Origin of the sequence: Lacticaseibacillus parahuelsenbergensis, from assembly GCF_030770265.1 — a bacterium.
Lineage (GTDB): Bacteria > Bacillota > Bacilli > Lactobacillales > Lactobacillaceae > Lacticaseibacillus > Lacticaseibacillus casei.
Map to the genome: position 1 here is coordinate 1,669,330 of NZ_CP132482.1, position 15,749 is coordinate 1,685,078.

Below are 15,749 nucleotides of genomic sequence, written 5' to 3' on the forward strand. Positions count from 1 at the left end.
TTGTTGCAAACAGGGTACGATGAATTTGAAATCAAACGCTCGCATTCCGTTATTAAGCCTGTTATACTTATTTTTAGTAAGTGTTTCAAAATAGGAGGCAACACCATGACCCGTTTGCATCATGTCTCGCTTTTAACTGGCGACGCAACCGCAACTATTCATTTTTATACAAATGTTTTGGGCTTGCGGTTGGTAAAAAACACCGTGAATCAGGAAAACATTCACATCCGGCATCTGTTTTTCGGTGATTATCAGGGAACGCCTGGCAGCGTCGTGACTTTTTTCGTCATTGATCGACTTGGCCACCGTTATGACGGGCGCAATCAATTAGGTGGAATTGATTTGGCGATCCCTAGCGATTCTTTGCCTTTTTGGTTTGAACGGCTGCAGCAAGCCGGTTGTGTGATTTCTGAAGCCGCGGACCGTCTGACGTTGGTTGATCCTTCTGATACGCCAGTTCGGCTGATTGCCTTCCAGAAGACTTTGTCAGATCATTTAACGGTTCCTAACGACATCCCCGGCAACCGACAGATCACCGGCCTCATCAATGTTGACATCCCTGTTGCTGATCACGAGGCTGAGAAGGCTTTCTTCGAAGCAATGCTAGGCCAGAAAGCCGAACATGAACAATTTAAGCTGGCAGCGGGCAACACTTTGACACTAAAACCGAGCCTGACTGACGATGTCAAACGGTTTGGCCGTGGCAGTATGGATCATTTTGCCTTGACCGTTGACCATGAAGAAGCGTTGCCGCGTCTTGGCACCATTGCCGCACAACATGGTTATGAAGTTGAAGAGTTTGCCGATCGCGGCTGGTTTAAAAGCCTTTATGTTCGTGATCCGGCGGACAACCGCATTGAATTTGCAACCCAGTCGCCGGGCTTTACATTAGACGAGCCGCTTGAGCATTTAGGTGAGAAACTGGGCCTGCCGCCGAAGTTTGAAGCGCAGCGGGCGACCATTGAAAGTTATTTCAAAACCAAAGGAGTGGATTTCCATGATTGAACATCCGTTACTCGGCATGAACCACGTCACCGCCATGGCAAGTGACCCTCAAGCCATTTTTGATTTCATGAGCAAAACTTTAGGGCTGCACCTGATCAAGAAAACGGTGAATCAGGATGCTTTAGACACCTATCACTTCTATTTTACCGATGACCAAGGTACTGCCGGCACTGACATGACCTTCTTCACGTTTCCTAATCAGGAAAAAGGCAAAAAAGGCACGAATATGATTTCGCGGGCCAGCTTCCGGGTACCAAGTGATGCTGCCTTAGATTACTGGCTCAAGCGATTTGCGGAAAAAGGGGTCGCAAACGATGGCATCAGCACCCAGTTTGATGCCAAAATCATTAATTTCCACGATCAGGATGATCAGCAGTTTCAGCTTATCTCCGATGAACACAATCATGGGGTCGCAGGTGGCACCCCTTGGAAACACAATGATGTTCCAGAAGAATTTGCCATCACCGGTCTTGGGCCGGTCACGGTTACGATTTTCAATCTCGGCCACATGCAATATGTGCTAACGGAAATTATGGGTTATACCAAGATCGCCGAAGACGGTAACTGGTCCCTCTACGAAGTTGGCGATGGTGGTCACGGAGCACAGGTCATTTTGGAACACCGCGAAGATCTGCCAATTGCCGTTGAAGGCTTTGGTAACATTCATCACGCCGCCTTTTCCACGGATACACGTGAGACGCTTGGCACGTGGATTGATCGCATCAAGCAATATCGCCTGCCGCAATCCGGCTACGTGGACCGCTTCTACTTTAAATCCGAGTATTTCCGGGCAGCACCGCAAATTCTTTTCGAAATCGCCACAACCGGACCAGGCTTCTTACAAGACGAAACTTATGATGAAGCTGGCATCCACCTTGAGTTGCCGCCATTCTTGGAAAGCAAACGTGATGAAATCGAAAAGCAGCTCACACCAGTCAAAACCGATTGGCGCGGTCGTTAATTTGTGGAGGTAGTTATGGCAGAAGAAAACGTCAATTATACTTTTGTAAAAGGTGACCCCACCGTCTCCCCTTTGTTATTGCTACACGGCCAAGGCGGCAATGAAAATGATTTGCTGCCGATTGGTAAATACCTGTCGCCTAATAGTCCCATGCTATCGATTCGCGGACGCATTCAGGAACAAGGGATGAATCGTTATTTCCGGCATTCGGAAAACGGCGGCTTTGATTTAGCCAACCTTGAGCAGGAAACCACTTGGCTTTTTTCGGTTTTAAATGAGCTTTGCCAAAAATTCAACATTGACTATAACCGGTTTGTGGTCGTCGGCTATTCAAACGGCGCCAATGTAGCCGCACGCGCATTGTTGACACGGCGCGATGCTTTTCACACTGGCATCTTTTTCCACCCGATGGCGCTTTCGACGGTTGATTCAAAGCAAGATTTAAGCGATGTCAAAGTCTGGATGTCCCATGGTGATCAGGATCCGATCGTGCCAGCCCAGAACTTTAAGGTGTTGACCACTTATCTCAAAGAACAAGGGGCGGACGTGACGATTTTCCGGCACGGGCAAAGCCATAATTTAAATGAAGCTGAATTGGCAAATGCCAAATCCTGGTTGGCGAATAGTGGCCGACTGCAGGATTGGCAACGGAGGTGAATCTTATGCAACGTTTTGGGTTTGAGGAATACGGCAAACCAAGTGTTTTTAAAAGTATTGAAGCACCGGTTCCGGAGCCAAAAGCCGGACAAGTGCAGTTGCAGGTTCTGGGTTTTGGCTTGAACCCTTATGATGCTTCTCTGCGCCGCGGTGAACAGGCAGCGTTCCGGAAAGTTAAGTTTCCCGTGGTACCGGGAACGGATGTGGTTGGCCGCATTACCAAGCTAGGTGAAGGCGTCACCGACTTTGCGGTAGGCGATGTCGTTTTGAATTATCGTCCAATCGGCGGTTATAGTGAGTTTGTGACGGCCTCAACCTCTAAAGTTTACAAAAAGCCGACTGCGCTAAGCTTTTTGGATGCTGCGGCGTTACCACAAGTCGGCTTGGCAGCATTTAACATTCTTCACTATATGTTGAATCTTAAACCTGGAGAAACACTGGGCGTCATCGGTGCCAGCGGTGGCGTCGGTGCCATCTTGGTGCAGATTGCCAAGTTTGAAAAGTTGCACGTCATCGCCGTGGCTGGTGAGCAGCATCGCGAGTATCTGCGGCAGTTAGGTGCCGATCAAATCTTCAGCTATACCGACGACTTGCCGGAAGATGCAGCCGATGCTGTGGTCAATGCCGTGTTCGGCGCTGCCGATCATGGCGCTGCATTAAAACTTGTTAAGTCAAACGGTCAGTATGTCACAACGGCTTATGCCGATGTTGATCTCAGCAGCAAACCTGACGTGACACATTTGCAATTAAATCCTTCGAAGGACTACTCGGTGCATGATGGCTTTGCCTATCTCACAGATGTCGCCCAAAAATGGGGACTACAGGTTCGTGTCGCTCAGGCTTTCCCATTTAATGTTGACGGTGTGATTGCCGGCCATGAAATGCTGGAAACGCATCACGCGCCAGGCAAGTTAGTCGTTATGCAAGGCCGCCATGTCATCCACCCGATTCGCAAAGACGTTAACCACCTGTAGTGCCTCAAAAAACCGCTTGCGACCCGCCTTTTCCCGCCGTATGATAACAACATGCACGGAAAGGCGGGACGATATGAAAATTGCAATCTATTGCGGTGCCAATCATGGCGTTAATGATGAATTTCTTCAGGCAGCTACACAGGTTGGTGCCTGGATTGCCGAGCGTGGTGATACTTTGGTTTATGGCGGCGGCAAACTGGGCTTAATGGGTGCGGTTGCTGGCAGTACGCTTCAACATGGCGGTCAAGTCATTGGCGTCATGCCTCAGGTGTTAGCAGATCGCGGCCTGGCAATGCCTGACCTGACGGATTTGGAAGTTGTCGCGGATATGGGCACCCGTAAGGCCCGAATGATTGAACTAGCCGATGTCGATATCGCCTTACCCGGCGGCCCGGGAACGTTAGAAGAAATTACGGAAGCCATTTCTTTTTCCCGGATCGGATTAAACGCCAGCCCTACCATTTTATTTAATCAAAACGGCTATTACGAGCCGCTGCATCAGATGTACCAAACGGCCGTAGATCAAGGATTCTTCGACCAGGATGCATTTGACAACCTGTTGTTTTCATCTGATCTGCAGGAAATTAGCACGTTCATCGCTAATTACCAACCGCTCGGGGTACGACAATATCATTAACCAAGCAAGCTTGTATATGACTCATATAAAAAACACGCCATTTCATTCAGAGCGAATGGAATGACGTGTCTTTTTTATATGTAAGCGTAAACTGACGCAACTAGAACCTACGCCAGTCAACAGGTTACATGATGATTAAGCCAAAGCCTTTTTAGCGGTATCCGCCAAAGCCTTGAAACCGTCCGGGTCGCTGACAGCAAGATCAGCGAGCATCTTACGGTTCATGTCGACATTGGCGAGTTTCAGGCCGTGCATCAACTTGCTGTAAGAAATATCGTTCATGCGCGCTGCTGCGTTAATCCGGGCAATCCAAAGACGCCGGAAATCGCGCTTCTTGGCGCGGCGATCGCGGAATGCATAGCGATACGAAACCATGACCTGGGCACTTGCTGCCTTAAACAGTAAATGCTTGGCACCACGATAACCCTTAGCGAGCTTCAGTACCTTCTTACGACGCTTACGAGTAACTGTTCCACCTTTAACACGTGGCATTAGAATTCCTCCTCAAATCAAATCCGATAGCTTATTATTTCATCTGGCTGAGCATCTGGCGGATCCGCTTCATATCTGAGTGGGATACCAATGCTGACTTACGCAATTGACGACGCTGCTTCTTCGTCTTGCCGTGGAAACGGTGTGACGTGTATGCGTGACCGCGCTTAAGGGCACCTGATGCGGTTTTCTTAAAACGCTTTGCGGAAGCGCGGTGGGTCTTGAATTTTGGCATGTCTTTTTCCTCCTCTAAACATCAATGCGCGCACGACTACTTAAAGCCGTGCACGCCTTTGTAACATTAGCCGATGATTATTTATCGGCTCGCGGTGCAAGCATTAAGAACATGCTGCGACCATCCATCTTTGGATGAGTTTCAACAGTAGCAATTTCCTTAACGGCATCCGCCATCTGCTCAAGAACCTTACGACCAAGATCCTTGTGCGTAATTGCTCGACCACGGAATCGAACGCTCACTTTGACCTTGTCCCCTTTTTTCAGGAACTTCGTCGCGTTCTTAAGCCGTGTATTGAAATCTGCTTCACCAATGGTCGGGCTCAAGCGGATTTCCTTAATGGTGACAGTCTTTTGTTTCTTCCGAGCATCGCGCTCTTTCTTCTGCAGCTCGAATCGGAATTTCCCGTAGTCCATGATGCGGGCAACCGGTGGCTTGGCATTAGGCGATACTAAGACAACATCTAAGTTTGCATCCTCGGCAATGGCCAAGGCGTCACGCGTACTCTTAACGCCGAGCTGTTCACCGGTCTGGGAGATCAATCGAACTTCACGTGCGCGAATACTGTCATTGACTATCAGATCTCTTGCTATGGTTGTTCACCTCCGTGTGAATTTCAGAGAAAAAACAAAAACAGCGTGGCCGCAAAGACCCCCGCTGTTCATTAAATACCGAACTAATGAGCCTAGAGGTCTAAAGACGTGGGCGAGAAGCGGGAACTTCTGCTTTTTCTCAACAGCAATAACTATACAGTAGCAACCCGCCAGCGTCAAGAGGCTCGTTGTCGATGTATGTTTGGATTGTACTGACCGCAGCTGTTTTTTTTGCGGCTTTTTTAAACTCTTTGCATATAAAATATCAGTGATCAAGAACTTTGTCAGCAAGTGTCGCGATGTTAGTGCCGACACCATAAACGCTCTCCCAGTCTTTGGTAAAGTCAAGAACGGCATTACTAATAGCAGGGTTTTGTAAGGCAGAGCGCAAAATATCGACACCCATGGTTGCTGCCTGAGCACCAGCTTGGAAAGCGTCATTTACTTGTCCAACGGTGTGAAAGCTGGCAGCCAGGATCTTAGTAGGCGCATGCTGAAGCGCAATTTGATACGCAAGATGCTTAATGACCTGTTTGGCATCAATACCCATATTGATCATCCGGTTATAATAAGGCGCCAGATAATCTGACCCTGCTTCGATCGCAAGGCGGCCTTGGAATTCACTGTAGATCGCGGTTGCAGTCACATGAACATCATTTTGCTTCAGAATCTTGATCGCAGCAAGTCCTGCCTCATTCGTCGGTACTTTGACAAAAACATCTTCATCAATGTTAGAAACGATTGCAAAGGCATCCTTAACAATCACATCTGTGGTTTGGCCAACAGCCTGAACATGAAGAGACTTATCGCGACCAATAATGGAACGAATCTGGCGCATATGATCGAAAAAGTTGGCCTTGCCTTCTTTCTTCACGATCGTTGGATTGGATGTCACCCCAGCTAAAGAAATGATCTTAGCGTATTTTTCAATATCAGCAATGTGAATCGTGTCTAAAAGAAATTCCATTTTTCCACCTCATATAGTTTCTGTTGTCTTTACGATAATCTAGCTCAAGTTTCATCAAGTGTGATCCGTTAACATAATATATGAACATCTCACACTGACCAGCGCTTGAACGTCTAAATACTGATTATTTCGTGCGTCTGTGTGCCATTCCACGAAAATTACCAACCGTTAATAGTTGCTTTTATCCCCGCTTGTTGCAAGATCTCTTGAAAGCTTTCGAGGTCGGTTGTCTGAAGCTGCTTAACATCCTTCAAGGCATACTCTCGATGCAAGTCTTCGTACTTCTTGAGACCAAATTGGTGAAACGGCAATAACTCCACTTCTGGGACATGAATACGATTGAATAGTTCGCCAAAATGCCTCGCATCATCATCACTATAATTAAAGCCGGGAATAACTGGTATGCGAACACGTACAGTCAGTTTTTGCATCTGCATCGCCGTTTGCAAATTTTTCAAAATAAGTTCATTGCGCGCATTTGTCCCTGCTCGATGCTTGTCAGAATCCCATTGCTTACAGTCGTAATACATCAAGTCAATGTACTGAGCCAGATCCGTGAACACTTTTGGATTAGCATAGCCAGTTGTTTCGCACGCAACATTAATGCCGGCATTGTGGCACGCCTTTGCTAATGCCGTGACAAAAGTAGGCTGAAAAAGAATCTCACCACCGGAAAGCGTGACACCCCCACCGGATTCTTCATAAAAATCCATATCCTGAACAATGATTTTCATCACATCATCAACGGTATACCATCGCCCGACTGTCACATTGCGTTGCTTCGATTCATCGTACATAGGTTTCGGTTTCCCCGATTGTGATTCAGGGTTTGAACACCACTTACAACGCAATGGACAACCTTTAAAGAACACGACCGTTCTAATGCCCGGACCATCATTGAGGCTAAACTTCTGAATATTGAATACTAGTCCTAGTTCATTGGACATAATCAGCACCTCCTCAATTCATACGTTAGCATATTCACTTACGAACGCAACAATTATGAATTGTGGTAAAACACGTTTGTTTAGATTTTATAGAAGTGTTTCATTGTTATTTAGCTAAGGATCGGTCTTTTTGGCTTAGCTCCGGGAAAAGCCAACAAGTTCAAAAATTTTGGCCAAGCACATTTGTGCAATCACGAGCAACATGATGCTTGCTGATTGATTTACGAATGAAGCAATGTTACATTTTGTTTGTAATCAGTTAGACGCAACCGATTATTGCCATGAAATGCTTATTTCAAGGAGGTCGAACCATTATGGATGCTGTCGTACAAAATAAAACTACGAAATTCACGCCCATCACACAAGGTGAATTCGGCAAGTTAACACCACGTATGAACAATTTACGTAACAAGATTATCAATGCAAAACCATATGTCGATCCAGAACGTGCCATATTGGCGACAGAGGCTTACAAAGCGCACCAAAATGAACAAGTGGATGTTTTACGAGCCAAGTTACTCGCACATATTCTCGACAAGATGACGATTTTTATTGAGCCTGAAACTTTGATCGTCGGCAATCAAGCACAAAAAAATCGTTGGGCTCCAGTCTTCCCTGAATATTCGATGAATTGGGTTATTGACGAACTAGATACCTTCGAAAAACGTCCAGGTGACGTTTTCTACATCACTGAAGACAGTAAAAAGAAACTCCGCGAAATTGCGCCATACTGGCAAAACAATACGTTGGAGGATCGCGGATTAGCCGCCTTCCCTCCTAAAAGCCGTCTTTTCTACGACTTAGGGATTATCGGCGCTGACGGCAACATCACTTCCGGTGACGGTCATATCGCAGTAGACTACACCACATTAATCAACAAAGGCTTGAAGTGGTACGAGGCTCGGGTTCAGACGGCGATGGCTGACCTTGACCTGACTGACTATGACCAACAAAAGAAACTTTATTTCTATCAGGCCAGCCTGATCGTGATTAACGCAGTGCGGCGCTTTGCTCAGCGTTACGTTGACCTCGCAACAAAAATGGCCAGCAAAACGGCTGATCCAAACGAAAAAGCCAACCTCGAAAAGATCGCCACGATTTTGCAAAAAGTTCCTTACGAACCGGCAACAACTTTTCGGGAAGCTGTTCAATCGGTTTGGTTAATCCACCTGATCCTCCAAATCGAATCCAATGGTCACTCTGTTTCATACGGCCGCGTCGACCAATACTTGGATCCTTTCTATGAAGCTGACATCAAAGCCGGGCGAATAACGTCAGATCAGGCGGTCGAACTGTTGACAAACCTCGCTTTGAAGACTTTGACGATCAACAAGGTTCGATCATGGGCGCACACAGAGTTTTCAGCCGGCTCACCGCTATACCAAAACATTACAATCGGTGGCCAGACCAAAGACGGACAAGATGCTGTTAACCCAATGTCCTATTTGATCCTTCAAGCAATCGCTCAAGCGCATCTCCCTCAGCCAAACCTAACCGTCCGTTATCACAAGAATTTATCTGACGATTTTATGCTGGCCTGCGTGCAAGTCGTGAAGCAAGGCCTTGGAATGCCGGCTTTCAACAACGATGAAATCATTATCCCTTCCTTCATCGCCCGCGGCATTAAAAAAGAAGATGCGTATAACTATTCTGCCATTGGCTGCGTGGAAACTGCCATCCCCGGAAAATGGGGCTATCGTTGCACCGGAATGAGCTTTGTTAATTTCCCTCGGACACTTCTGATTGTCATGAATGGTGGGGTTGATCCTGAATCCGGCAAACAGCTTTTACCTGACTATGGCCACTTTTCGGAAATGACCAGTTACGATCAATTGATGGCCGCATGGGACAAGTCACTGCGAGAGATCACCAGACAGAGTGTCATTATCGAGAATACCTGCGACATGGTCTTGGAGGAGGGATATCCCGATATCTTGTGTTCGACGTTAACAGATGATTGTATTGGTCGCGGCAAAACGATCAAAGAAGGCGGAGCTGTTTACGATTTCATTTCCGGTTTACAAGTCGGAATCGCTAACTTAGCAGACTCACTGGCAGCAATTAAAAAATTAGTCTTCGAAGAAAAAAAGCTTACTCCCGAACAGCTGTGGGAAGCCCTCAAAAACGACTTTGCCGGTGCTGACGGTGAACAAATTCGCCAGATGTTGCTCAATGACGCGCCAAAATATGGTAACGATAATGATTATGTCGATCAGTTGATTGCTGATGCATATCAACCTTATATTGATGAAATCGCAAAATACAAAAATACGCGCTATGGTCGCGGCCCAATCGGTGGTCTTCGCTACGCCGGAACAAGCTCGATTTCAGCCAACGTTGGTCAAGGTCACAGTACCTTGGCAACCCCAGATGGCCGTCATGCGCGGACACCGCTTTCCGAAGGTTGTTCACCTGAACACGCCATGGATACCAATGGACCGACTGCTGTTTTCAAAAGTGTCTCCAAGCTTAATACCAAAGCCATTACTGGCGGTGTACTACTGAACCAAAAGATGTCACCGCAGATCCTGCGAACGACCGAGTCTTGCATGAAACTGGTAGCATTACTGCGCACGTTCTTCAACAGGCTGCATGGCTACCATGTTCAATACAATATTGTTGATCGTGCAACTTTGATTGATGCCCAAATACATCCTGACCAACACCGCGATCTAATCGTTCGCGTTGCCGGATACTCTGCCTTTTTCGTTGGATTGTCCAAGGAAACGCAGGATGATATCATTGCAAGAACCGAACAAAGCTTTTAAAAGCCAGCTGATTTTCAGTCTTCCCGCATTTAACCACTTCAACAAAAAATGACCGCAACATCATTTACTGTCAAACTATGCGAACATGCTTAGGTGTGTTCGCTTTTTGTTGCTCGATGTAAGTGCAAGATTGTGAAGTCCATTTAAAACGGCTTCGATAGCCCTTATTTAAAAGGAACATCGAAGCCGTTGCGTTCAGTCTTTCTAGCGTAAGCAATCCAGTTAAATCTGCGGTAGCCACAGTATTTTGTGACGAATAGAGTAAAATTAGATTGGAACGTTGTTGAGTCTTGTGGTATTCCACAACAGGTGACTCTGTCATACAATGGTCACCTTGACATTTGCGTCTTCTAAAGCTTGTTGAGCCGCTTGTGGAATCCCTTTATCTGTGATCACTTGATTGATGTCTGTGAAATCTAACTGATGCACAAGACTAACAGAATTGAATTTACTCGAATCAGTCAGGATAGTCACAAACCGGGATTGCCGCGCCATTGCCTGAACGATTTCGGTGCGAAGGATATCATTGCCATAAAAACCTTGCTGAGCACTGAAACCGTCTGTGCCGACAAACAACTGCTGCACCTGAAAATTCGCTAACATTTGCTTTGTCAATGGACCAACAGAAACCTGCGCAGTAGCTTGATAGTTCCCGCCCAGCAAGATCACGCTTAAATTTGGATAATTGCTGACATAATCCGCAATAAAACTTGAAATCGTAATGATGGTTATTTGCTTGCCTTCTTTACCGAGGGTTTCGGCTAGTAAGGCACAAGTCGATCCAGATTCAATCATGATCGTACTATGATCTTTGACCTGCGCTGCTGCTTTAGCTGCGATTTTCTCCTTAGTTTCATAATGTTGTGCCAAGCGAAAACGTAAATTGGCTGGATCGTTTAGAATCGCGACCCCATGCTGCCTTCGTAACAGACCTTTATCCTCGAGAGTCGTTAGATCTTTTCTGATTGTAACCTGCGAAACTGCAAGTTCTTTCGCTAACTGAGAAACTTCAATCTCTCCGGCTTGATTAACGCGATCAAGGATACGGTCAATGCGCTTTTCTCCCATGCTGATCCCTCCGATGTATTTAAAGTTTATCACTTAATATCGTAAATATATAGTTTCAAATGAACCCAATTTGTTTACGTTTGACATTTGTTATGCTACGTTTGGTGGGAGGTGATGGTGATGTCTGAACAACCAGATGACTTTGTTGCTCGAGTTGCTTATCTATATTACGTGAAAGATCAAACCCAATCGCAAATTGCGAAAACTATCAATATTGACCGTTCAACTGTCAGTCGCTTACTAAAACGCGCCCGCGCCAAAGGCATTGTGACAGTCCGGGTCAATCACGCCAATACCGAAATCTTTGAGCTTGAGGAAAAGTTGAGGCAGGCTTTTAAACTGCGCCAAGTAGTGATCATTCCCTCTTCAGCAAGTGATTCGGTTGAGGCTAAAAATCAACAACTCGCAACAGCAGCAGCACACTACCTCAAACGTGTGATCAAACCGCACGATCGCGTTGGTTTTGCTTGGGGAACAACGCTAGCTGGCATGATTGGCCAACTCAACCATCCCGTCCACACCAACGCCATTTTCGTCCCATTAGTTGGCGGACCAAGTCCTAAAAATACTAAATACCACGTCAACGCGATCGTTTATGACGCGGCTCGTCAGTTCAATGGCAAAGCTTTGTTTATTGATGCTGCTGCAGTGCAAAAAACACAAGCGTTACACGATCAGATTGTGAATTCACAAAAATTCCAACCCGTGCGGGATGCTTGGGCACATCTGGACTTAGCCTTCGTTGGGATTGGCGGGGCATTGAGACAAGGAACAAGTCGTTGGCGTGACCTGCTGTCAACTCAGGATTTTGACGAGCTGTCTGATCGCGAAGTCATTGGCGATTGCTGTTGTACTTTTTTCGATCGTAACGGTAAAATACTGCGCGGTGATCTATTTTCACGTACGATTGCGATCGATCCCAAGCAATTAAAAACCACGCCCAACACCGTTGCGGTTGCGCGTGGTTTATCAAAAGCGCCAGCAATCAACGCTTGCTTACGGATGGATCTAATCAACACTTTAATCACCGATCAACAAACTGCGGAACGGATCAATACGCTGAGAGACAAATAATGTCATAGCTGATAAAAAGGCGAAAACTCACCACTGACATATCTGCCTAGTTCATTATCGGTTGGACTGACATGAAATTGCTGAGTTTCCGGTAAGTAAGCTTCCGCAAAACCAACCAATGCGTGTAAATCAGCGTCTTTGTCAGCATCGACAACCAGTAGCAAACTCTGGGCATCATCAGCACGCATCATGGTGACGAGATAAGCAGCGTGCACAGTTGGCATTTTTGGCAGGTATTCTCGTAACTGCTCAACAAGATCCGCGGTTTCGCGAGGTGGCTCGCTAATTCGAACCGCCTCGCCGTGCTTAGCCTGATCCGGTTTGGCCACATAAAATAAATTGGCCCGAGACAATACCATGTTTTCGTCATATGGATTAATAACCACGCCGAAAATGTCGCGATCCTCATATAGGAAATTGGCACAATCAGCAATCGTCGCAACCGCAAAATGATCGTGATCCGGACTTTTGGCAAAGTTTGCCTGATCCGTAAAAATCGGTAAATAGTCATGCCCATTGTCATCGGTGAGCATCACCACGGTGGGATCCCCTGTGCGTGCTGTTCCGACTGGCAACATAAACTTGGCGCTTTTTAAGCCAGCATAAAAAGCCGCTTGCGTGTCATCATTTTGATCCGTTCTTAAAAGCCGCATCAAATGAATTAACTGGGGATTTTGAACTTGTGGCTCATTGGTCATCGTCATCTTCTCCTTTATTTTGCTGCTGGTTGAGGTTCATTTTATTGCGAAAATTCCGTAATTTTTTAGGTAAGCCGATTAGCCATGACAATAAAACGATGCCGACACTGCCGAAAACCGCCACGCCTTGAGGTTGAAATTCGATTTTGCCGAACCACCAATTGGCAATGCCATACGCGGCCAATGCCGTTAAAAGCATCACGATCCCCATCAGCACCAGCAGGCCGCGACCACGATGGGCAATGAGCCAGCGGCCGCGCTGACTGGGAGTCCGCCACGGTAACTTCAAGTAAACCAGTAGAACAACAAAATACAAGCTGGCTGCCAAAATTTTTGTGACGAAAAATAAAACGAGCCATGAAGCCCATAACGCAATAACCACCTAGTCACCCTTTCTTTGCTGTCTGTCGTAAATGTGTCCAGTGTATCATACATGGCAATAGGCGGCGAAAAAGTGCCAGGTAATTGTAGGGCAGCGAACAAAAAGATCTGAGTCAACTGGCCCAGATCTTTTCGGTTTACTTTAAAGGACGGCTATTAATCGCCTAAAACCTTCTTCGCCTCGGTAGGCTTGGTTTTGCCATCGCGACTGTAGTTCTTGACTTCGGCGACCATCGCGTCAATGAACATGTTACCGGCTTCTTCTTCGGTATGCTCATCACCGTAACGCCGAACCGAAACGGCAGCATCGTTGAGTTCCTTATCACCAACGACAACCGTATACGGGATCTTCTTAGTCTGGGCTTCGCGGATCTTGTAGCCCATCTTTTCATTCCGATCATCGACTTTGACCCGCAAGCCAGCGGCCAACATCTGGCGCTTGATGCGGTTGACATAGTCTAAGTGCAGATCATTGTTAACCGGAATCAAAACAGCCTGCGTCGGGGCTAACCAGGTCGGGAAGGCACCCTTGTAGATTTCGGTCAGATAAGCGATGAAGCGCTCCATCGTGCCGACAATGCCACGATGAATCATGACTGGTCGATGTTCTTCACCATCTTTGCCAACATAGGTCAGGTTGAAGCGTTCTGGCAACATGAAGTCCAACTGAATGGTCGACATCGTTTCGTCATTACCCAAGGCCGTCTTGGTCTGGATATCCAGCTTTGGCCCATAAAAGGCAGCTTCGCCTTCAGCTTCGTAGTAATCAAGATGCAGATCATCCATCGCACCTTTAAGCATGCTCTGGCTGCGGGTCCACATTTCATCGTCATCAAAATACTTTTCGGTATTCTTGGGATCACGATATGAAAGCCGGAAGCTGTAATCGGTAATGTTGAAGTCTTCGTAAACGTCCATGATCAGGCGCAGAATCTTTTTAAATTCTTCTTGAACCTGATCCAAGGCAACAAAAGTGTGGCCGTCATTTAGCGTCATTTCCCGAACACGCTGCAAGCCGGACAGTGCGCCGGACTTTTCATAGCGGTGCATCATGCCTAATTCAGCAATGCGCAGCGGTAATTCGCGATAAGAGCGGATATGGTGGTTGTAAATCTGAATGTGGCTCGGGCAGTTCATTGGCCGCAATTCGAGCATTTCGCCATCGCCCATGTCCATTGGCGGGAACATGTCTTCGCGGTAGTGATCCCAGTGACCGGATGTCTTATATAAGTCGAGGTTGGCAAGCACTGGCGTATAAACGTGTTCGTAGCCATCTGCGATTTCCTTGTCGATAATATACCGTTCGATCACCCGCCGGATTGTTGCCCCATTTGGCATCCAGTAAGGCAAACCGGCACCGACTTTAGGATCGACGAAGAAAAGATCCAAGTCGCGGCCGATAACCCGGTGATCATGTTCAGCGGCTTCCTGACGGCGTTTAGCATCATCTTCGAGACCTTTTTCACTCCAATAAGCCGTCCCGTAAATCCGCTGGAGCATCGGATTGCTGCTCTTGCCTTGCCAGTAAGCGCCGGCAACTGACAGCAGTTTGAAATGCTTCAGATCTTTGAGGCTTGGTAGCAGGACCTTTTCTTCAAAATCAACAAAGTCACCGAGCTTGTAACCCTTAATCGGATCGCCAGCAGCTTCGACCAATTGCTTCTTGAAAGGATCGTCTTTGAAGCGGGCAAAAGCATCGGCACGACTGAGAACAACCGGTTCCAAAGCAGCGTTGGCCTTAATGATTTCTTCCATTTTCTTTTGAACCGTTGGCAAATCATCGACACTCACCTGGCCATCTGCCCGATCTGTATCGTAATAGAAGCCATCCTCGGTTGCCTGACCCTGACCAAAATGAATATCAGGATACAAAGCTTTGAGTGCTGCAGCCAAAACAAATGCTGCCGTTTGCCGGAGAACCGTCAGCCCCTCGGCATCATCCTTGGTCATAATCTGCAGTTTGCCAGAATGAGCAATCGGTTCGTCATAAGCGATCAACTCGCCATCCAACTTGCCGGCAACCGCCTTTTTGGCCAAACTGTTACTAATGCCTTCTGTAATAGCTTTCACCGTTGTACCATCTGGAAATTGTTTAACATTGCCATCTGGAAACGTAATATCTAATGCCATAAGAAAGACTCTCCTTTGTTGTTTTTTCGAAGAAACCATCCGTTCACCGATGCAGAGACCTGTGCGTAAGGATCTTGGTCACAATGCCTAAGGGCACAACGCTTCAGTTCCAGACACTGCGGCTTCCGCTTGCGATAACGCGTTCGCAGTCGCAGAAATCTC

General features: G+C 46.9%; 16 protein-coding genes. 7 read left to right on the forward strand and 9 right to left on the reverse strand.

What is annotated here, in order from left to right; all coding sequences use genetic code 11:
- Nucleotides 1-105 precede the first annotated feature (105 nt).
- The 5 genes from LACPH_RS07855 to LACPH_RS07875 all read left to right on the forward strand — a co-directional run bounded on the left by LACPH_RS07855 (nucleotide 106) and on the right by LACPH_RS07875 (nucleotide 4,234).
- The gene (locus tag LACPH_RS07855; RefSeq protein WP_306386559.1) at nucleotides 106-1,005 is read left to right on the forward strand and encodes a VOC family protein; all 900 of its coding nucleotides are present in this window, start codon (nucleotides 106-108) and stop codon (nucleotides 1,003-1,005) included.
- Complete coding sequence (locus LACPH_RS07860) at nucleotides 998-1,966, forward strand: ring-cleaving dioxygenase (protein WP_306386560.1); 969 nt, start codon at nucleotides 998-1,000, stop codon at nucleotides 1,964-1,966. Before LACPH_RS07855 ends, LACPH_RS07860 begins: the two co-directional genes overlap by 8 nt.
- A 15-nt stretch (nucleotides 1,967-1,981) precedes the next feature.
- Nucleotides 1,982-2,623, forward strand: coding sequence for an alpha/beta hydrolase (locus LACPH_RS07865; protein ID WP_306386561.1), 642 nt, complete (start codon nucleotides 1,982-1,984; stop codon nucleotides 2,621-2,623).
- 5 nt (nucleotides 2,624-2,628) lie between these two features.
- Nucleotides 2,629-3,597 carry an NADP-dependent oxidoreductase gene (locus tag LACPH_RS07870; RefSeq protein WP_306386562.1) on the forward strand — a complete coding sequence of 323 codons (969 nt, stop codon included), beginning with the start codon at nucleotides 2,629-2,631 and terminating at the stop codon, nucleotides 3,595-3,597.
- A 73-nt stretch (nucleotides 3,598-3,670) separates the two neighbouring features.
- Nucleotides 3,671-4,234, forward strand: a complete 564-nt coding sequence (locus tag LACPH_RS07875) for an LOG family protein (protein WP_306386563.1) — start codon at nucleotides 3,671-3,673, stop codon at nucleotides 4,232-4,234.
- Between the two features lie 135 nt (nucleotides 4,235-4,369).
- Here LACPH_RS07875 and rplT read toward each other — a convergent pair whose 3' ends face one another.
- From rplT to LACPH_RS07900, 5 genes are all read right to left on the reverse strand, one after another.
- The gene (rplT, locus tag LACPH_RS07880) at nucleotides 4,370-4,726 is read right to left on the reverse strand and encodes a 50S ribosomal protein L20 (protein ID WP_025013361.1); all 357 of its coding nucleotides are present in this window, start codon (nucleotides 4,724-4,726) and stop codon (nucleotides 4,370-4,372) included.
- 34 nt (nucleotides 4,727-4,760) lie between these two features.
- Entirely contained in the window at nucleotides 4,761-4,961 is a 201-nt protein-coding gene (gene rpmI / locus LACPH_RS07885; RefSeq protein ID WP_003565872.1) for a 50S ribosomal protein L35, read from the reverse strand.
- A 77-nt stretch (nucleotides 4,962-5,038) separates the two neighbouring features.
- A complete protein-coding gene (infC, locus tag LACPH_RS07890) occupies nucleotides 5,039-5,554 on the reverse strand; it encodes a translation initiation factor IF-3 (RefSeq protein WP_171024638.1) in 516 nt (171 codons plus the stop codon).
- A gap of 265 nt (nucleotides 5,555-5,819) precedes the next feature.
- Nucleotides 5,820-6,521, reverse strand: coding sequence for a fructose-6-phosphate aldolase (locus tag LACPH_RS07895; protein WP_306386564.1), 702 nt, complete (start codon nucleotides 6,519-6,521; stop codon nucleotides 5,820-5,822).
- 158 nt (nucleotides 6,522-6,679) lie between these two features.
- Nucleotides 6,680-7,468 (reverse strand): glycyl-radical enzyme activating protein, encoded by a 789-nt coding sequence (locus tag LACPH_RS07900; protein WP_306386565.1) that lies wholly within the window; start codon nucleotides 7,466-7,468, stop codon nucleotides 6,680-6,682.
- Between the two features lie 314 nt (nucleotides 7,469-7,782).
- Here LACPH_RS07900 and LACPH_RS07905 point away from each other — a divergent pair, with 314 nt between their 5' ends.
- Nucleotides 7,783-10,236, forward strand: coding sequence for a glycyl radical protein (locus LACPH_RS07905; protein ID WP_306386566.1), 2,454 nt, complete (start codon nucleotides 7,783-7,785; stop codon nucleotides 10,234-10,236).
- Between the two features lie 318 nt (nucleotides 10,237-10,554).
- On the opposite strand, the gene LACPH_RS07910 is transcribed toward LACPH_RS07905, so the two are convergent.
- Nucleotides 10,555-11,304: a DeoR/GlpR family DNA-binding transcription regulator gene (locus LACPH_RS07910; protein ID WP_306386567.1), complete on the reverse strand. Its 750-nt coding sequence runs from the start codon at nucleotides 11,302-11,304 to the stop codon at nucleotides 10,555-10,557.
- A gap of 120 nt (nucleotides 11,305-11,424) precedes the next feature.
- Here LACPH_RS07910 and LACPH_RS07915 point away from each other — a divergent pair, with 120 nt between their 5' ends.
- On the forward strand, nucleotides 11,425-12,378 hold the full coding sequence (locus LACPH_RS07915) for a sugar-binding transcriptional regulator (protein ID WP_306386568.1): 954 nt from the start codon (nucleotides 11,425-11,427) through the stop codon (nucleotides 12,376-12,378).
- A gap of 2 nt (nucleotides 12,379-12,380) precedes the next feature.
- On the opposite strand, the gene LACPH_RS07920 is transcribed toward LACPH_RS07915, so the two are convergent.
- From LACPH_RS07920 to thrS, 3 genes are all read right to left on the reverse strand, one after another.
- Nucleotides 12,381-13,076, reverse strand: coding sequence for an enhanced serine sensitivity protein SseB C-terminal domain-containing protein (locus LACPH_RS07920; RefSeq protein WP_306386569.1), 696 nt, complete (start codon nucleotides 13,074-13,076; stop codon nucleotides 12,381-12,383).
- Nucleotides 13,066-13,458 carry a hypothetical protein gene (locus LACPH_RS07925; RefSeq protein WP_306386570.1) on the reverse strand — a complete coding sequence of 131 codons (393 nt, stop codon included), beginning with the start codon at nucleotides 13,456-13,458 and terminating at the stop codon, nucleotides 13,066-13,068. Before LACPH_RS07925 ends, LACPH_RS07920 begins: the two co-directional genes overlap by 11 nt.
- Before the next feature lie 155 nt (nucleotides 13,459-13,613).
- Nucleotides 13,614-15,587, reverse strand: coding sequence for a threonine--tRNA ligase (gene thrS / locus LACPH_RS07930; protein ID WP_049172139.1), 1,974 nt, complete (start codon nucleotides 15,585-15,587; stop codon nucleotides 13,614-13,616).
- Nucleotides 15,588-15,749: the final 162 nt, after the last annotated feature.

What these genes read in the sequence shown, in the direction of transcription:
- LACPH_RS07855 (WP_306386559.1), top strand. Translation starts at nt 106, where the DNA reads ATGACCCGTTTGCATCATGTCTCGCTTTTAACTGGCGACGCAACCGCA.
- LACPH_RS07860 (WP_306386560.1), top strand. Translation starts at nt 998, where the DNA reads ATGATTGAACATCCGTTACTCGGCATGAACCACGTCACCGCCATGGCA.
- LACPH_RS07865 (WP_306386561.1), top strand. Translation starts at nt 1,982, where the DNA reads ATGGCAGAAGAAAACGTCAATTATACTTTTGTAAAAGGTGACCCCACC.
- LACPH_RS07870 (WP_306386562.1), top strand. Translation starts at nt 2,629, where the DNA reads ATGCAACGTTTTGGGTTTGAGGAATACGGCAAACCAAGTGTTTTTAAA.
- LACPH_RS07875 (WP_306386563.1), top strand. Translation starts at nt 3,671, where the DNA reads ATGAAAATTGCAATCTATTGCGGTGCCAATCATGGCGTTAATGATGAA.
- rplT (WP_025013361.1), bottom strand. Translation starts at nt 4,726, where the DNA reads ATGCCACGTGTTAAAGGTGGAACAGTTACTCGTAAGCGTCGTAAGAAG.
- rpmI (WP_003565872.1), bottom strand. Translation starts at nt 4,961, where the DNA reads ATGCCAAAATTCAAGACCCACCGCGCTTCCGCAAAGCGTTTTAAGAAA.
- LACPH_RS07895 (WP_306386564.1), bottom strand. Translation starts at nt 6,521, where the DNA reads ATGGAATTTCTTTTAGACACGATTCACATTGCTGATATTGAAAAATAC.
- LACPH_RS07900 (WP_306386565.1), bottom strand. Translation starts at nt 7,468, where the DNA reads ATGTCCAATGAACTAGGACTAGTATTCAATATTCAGAAGTTTAGCCTC.
- LACPH_RS07905 (WP_306386566.1), top strand. Translation starts at nt 7,783, where the DNA reads ATGGATGCTGTCGTACAAAATAAAACTACGAAATTCACGCCCATCACA.
- LACPH_RS07910 (WP_306386567.1), bottom strand. Translation starts at nt 11,304, where the DNA reads ATGGGAGAAAAGCGCATTGACCGTATCCTTGATCGCGTTAATCAAGCC.
- LACPH_RS07915 (WP_306386568.1), top strand. Translation starts at nt 11,425, where the DNA reads ATGTCTGAACAACCAGATGACTTTGTTGCTCGAGTTGCTTATCTATAT.
- LACPH_RS07920 (WP_306386569.1), bottom strand. Translation starts at nt 13,076, where the DNA reads ATGACCAATGAGCCACAAGTTCAAAATCCCCAGTTAATTCATTTGATG.
- thrS (WP_049172139.1), bottom strand. Translation starts at nt 15,587, where the DNA reads ATGGCATTAGATATTACGTTTCCAGATGGCAATGTTAAACAATTTCCA.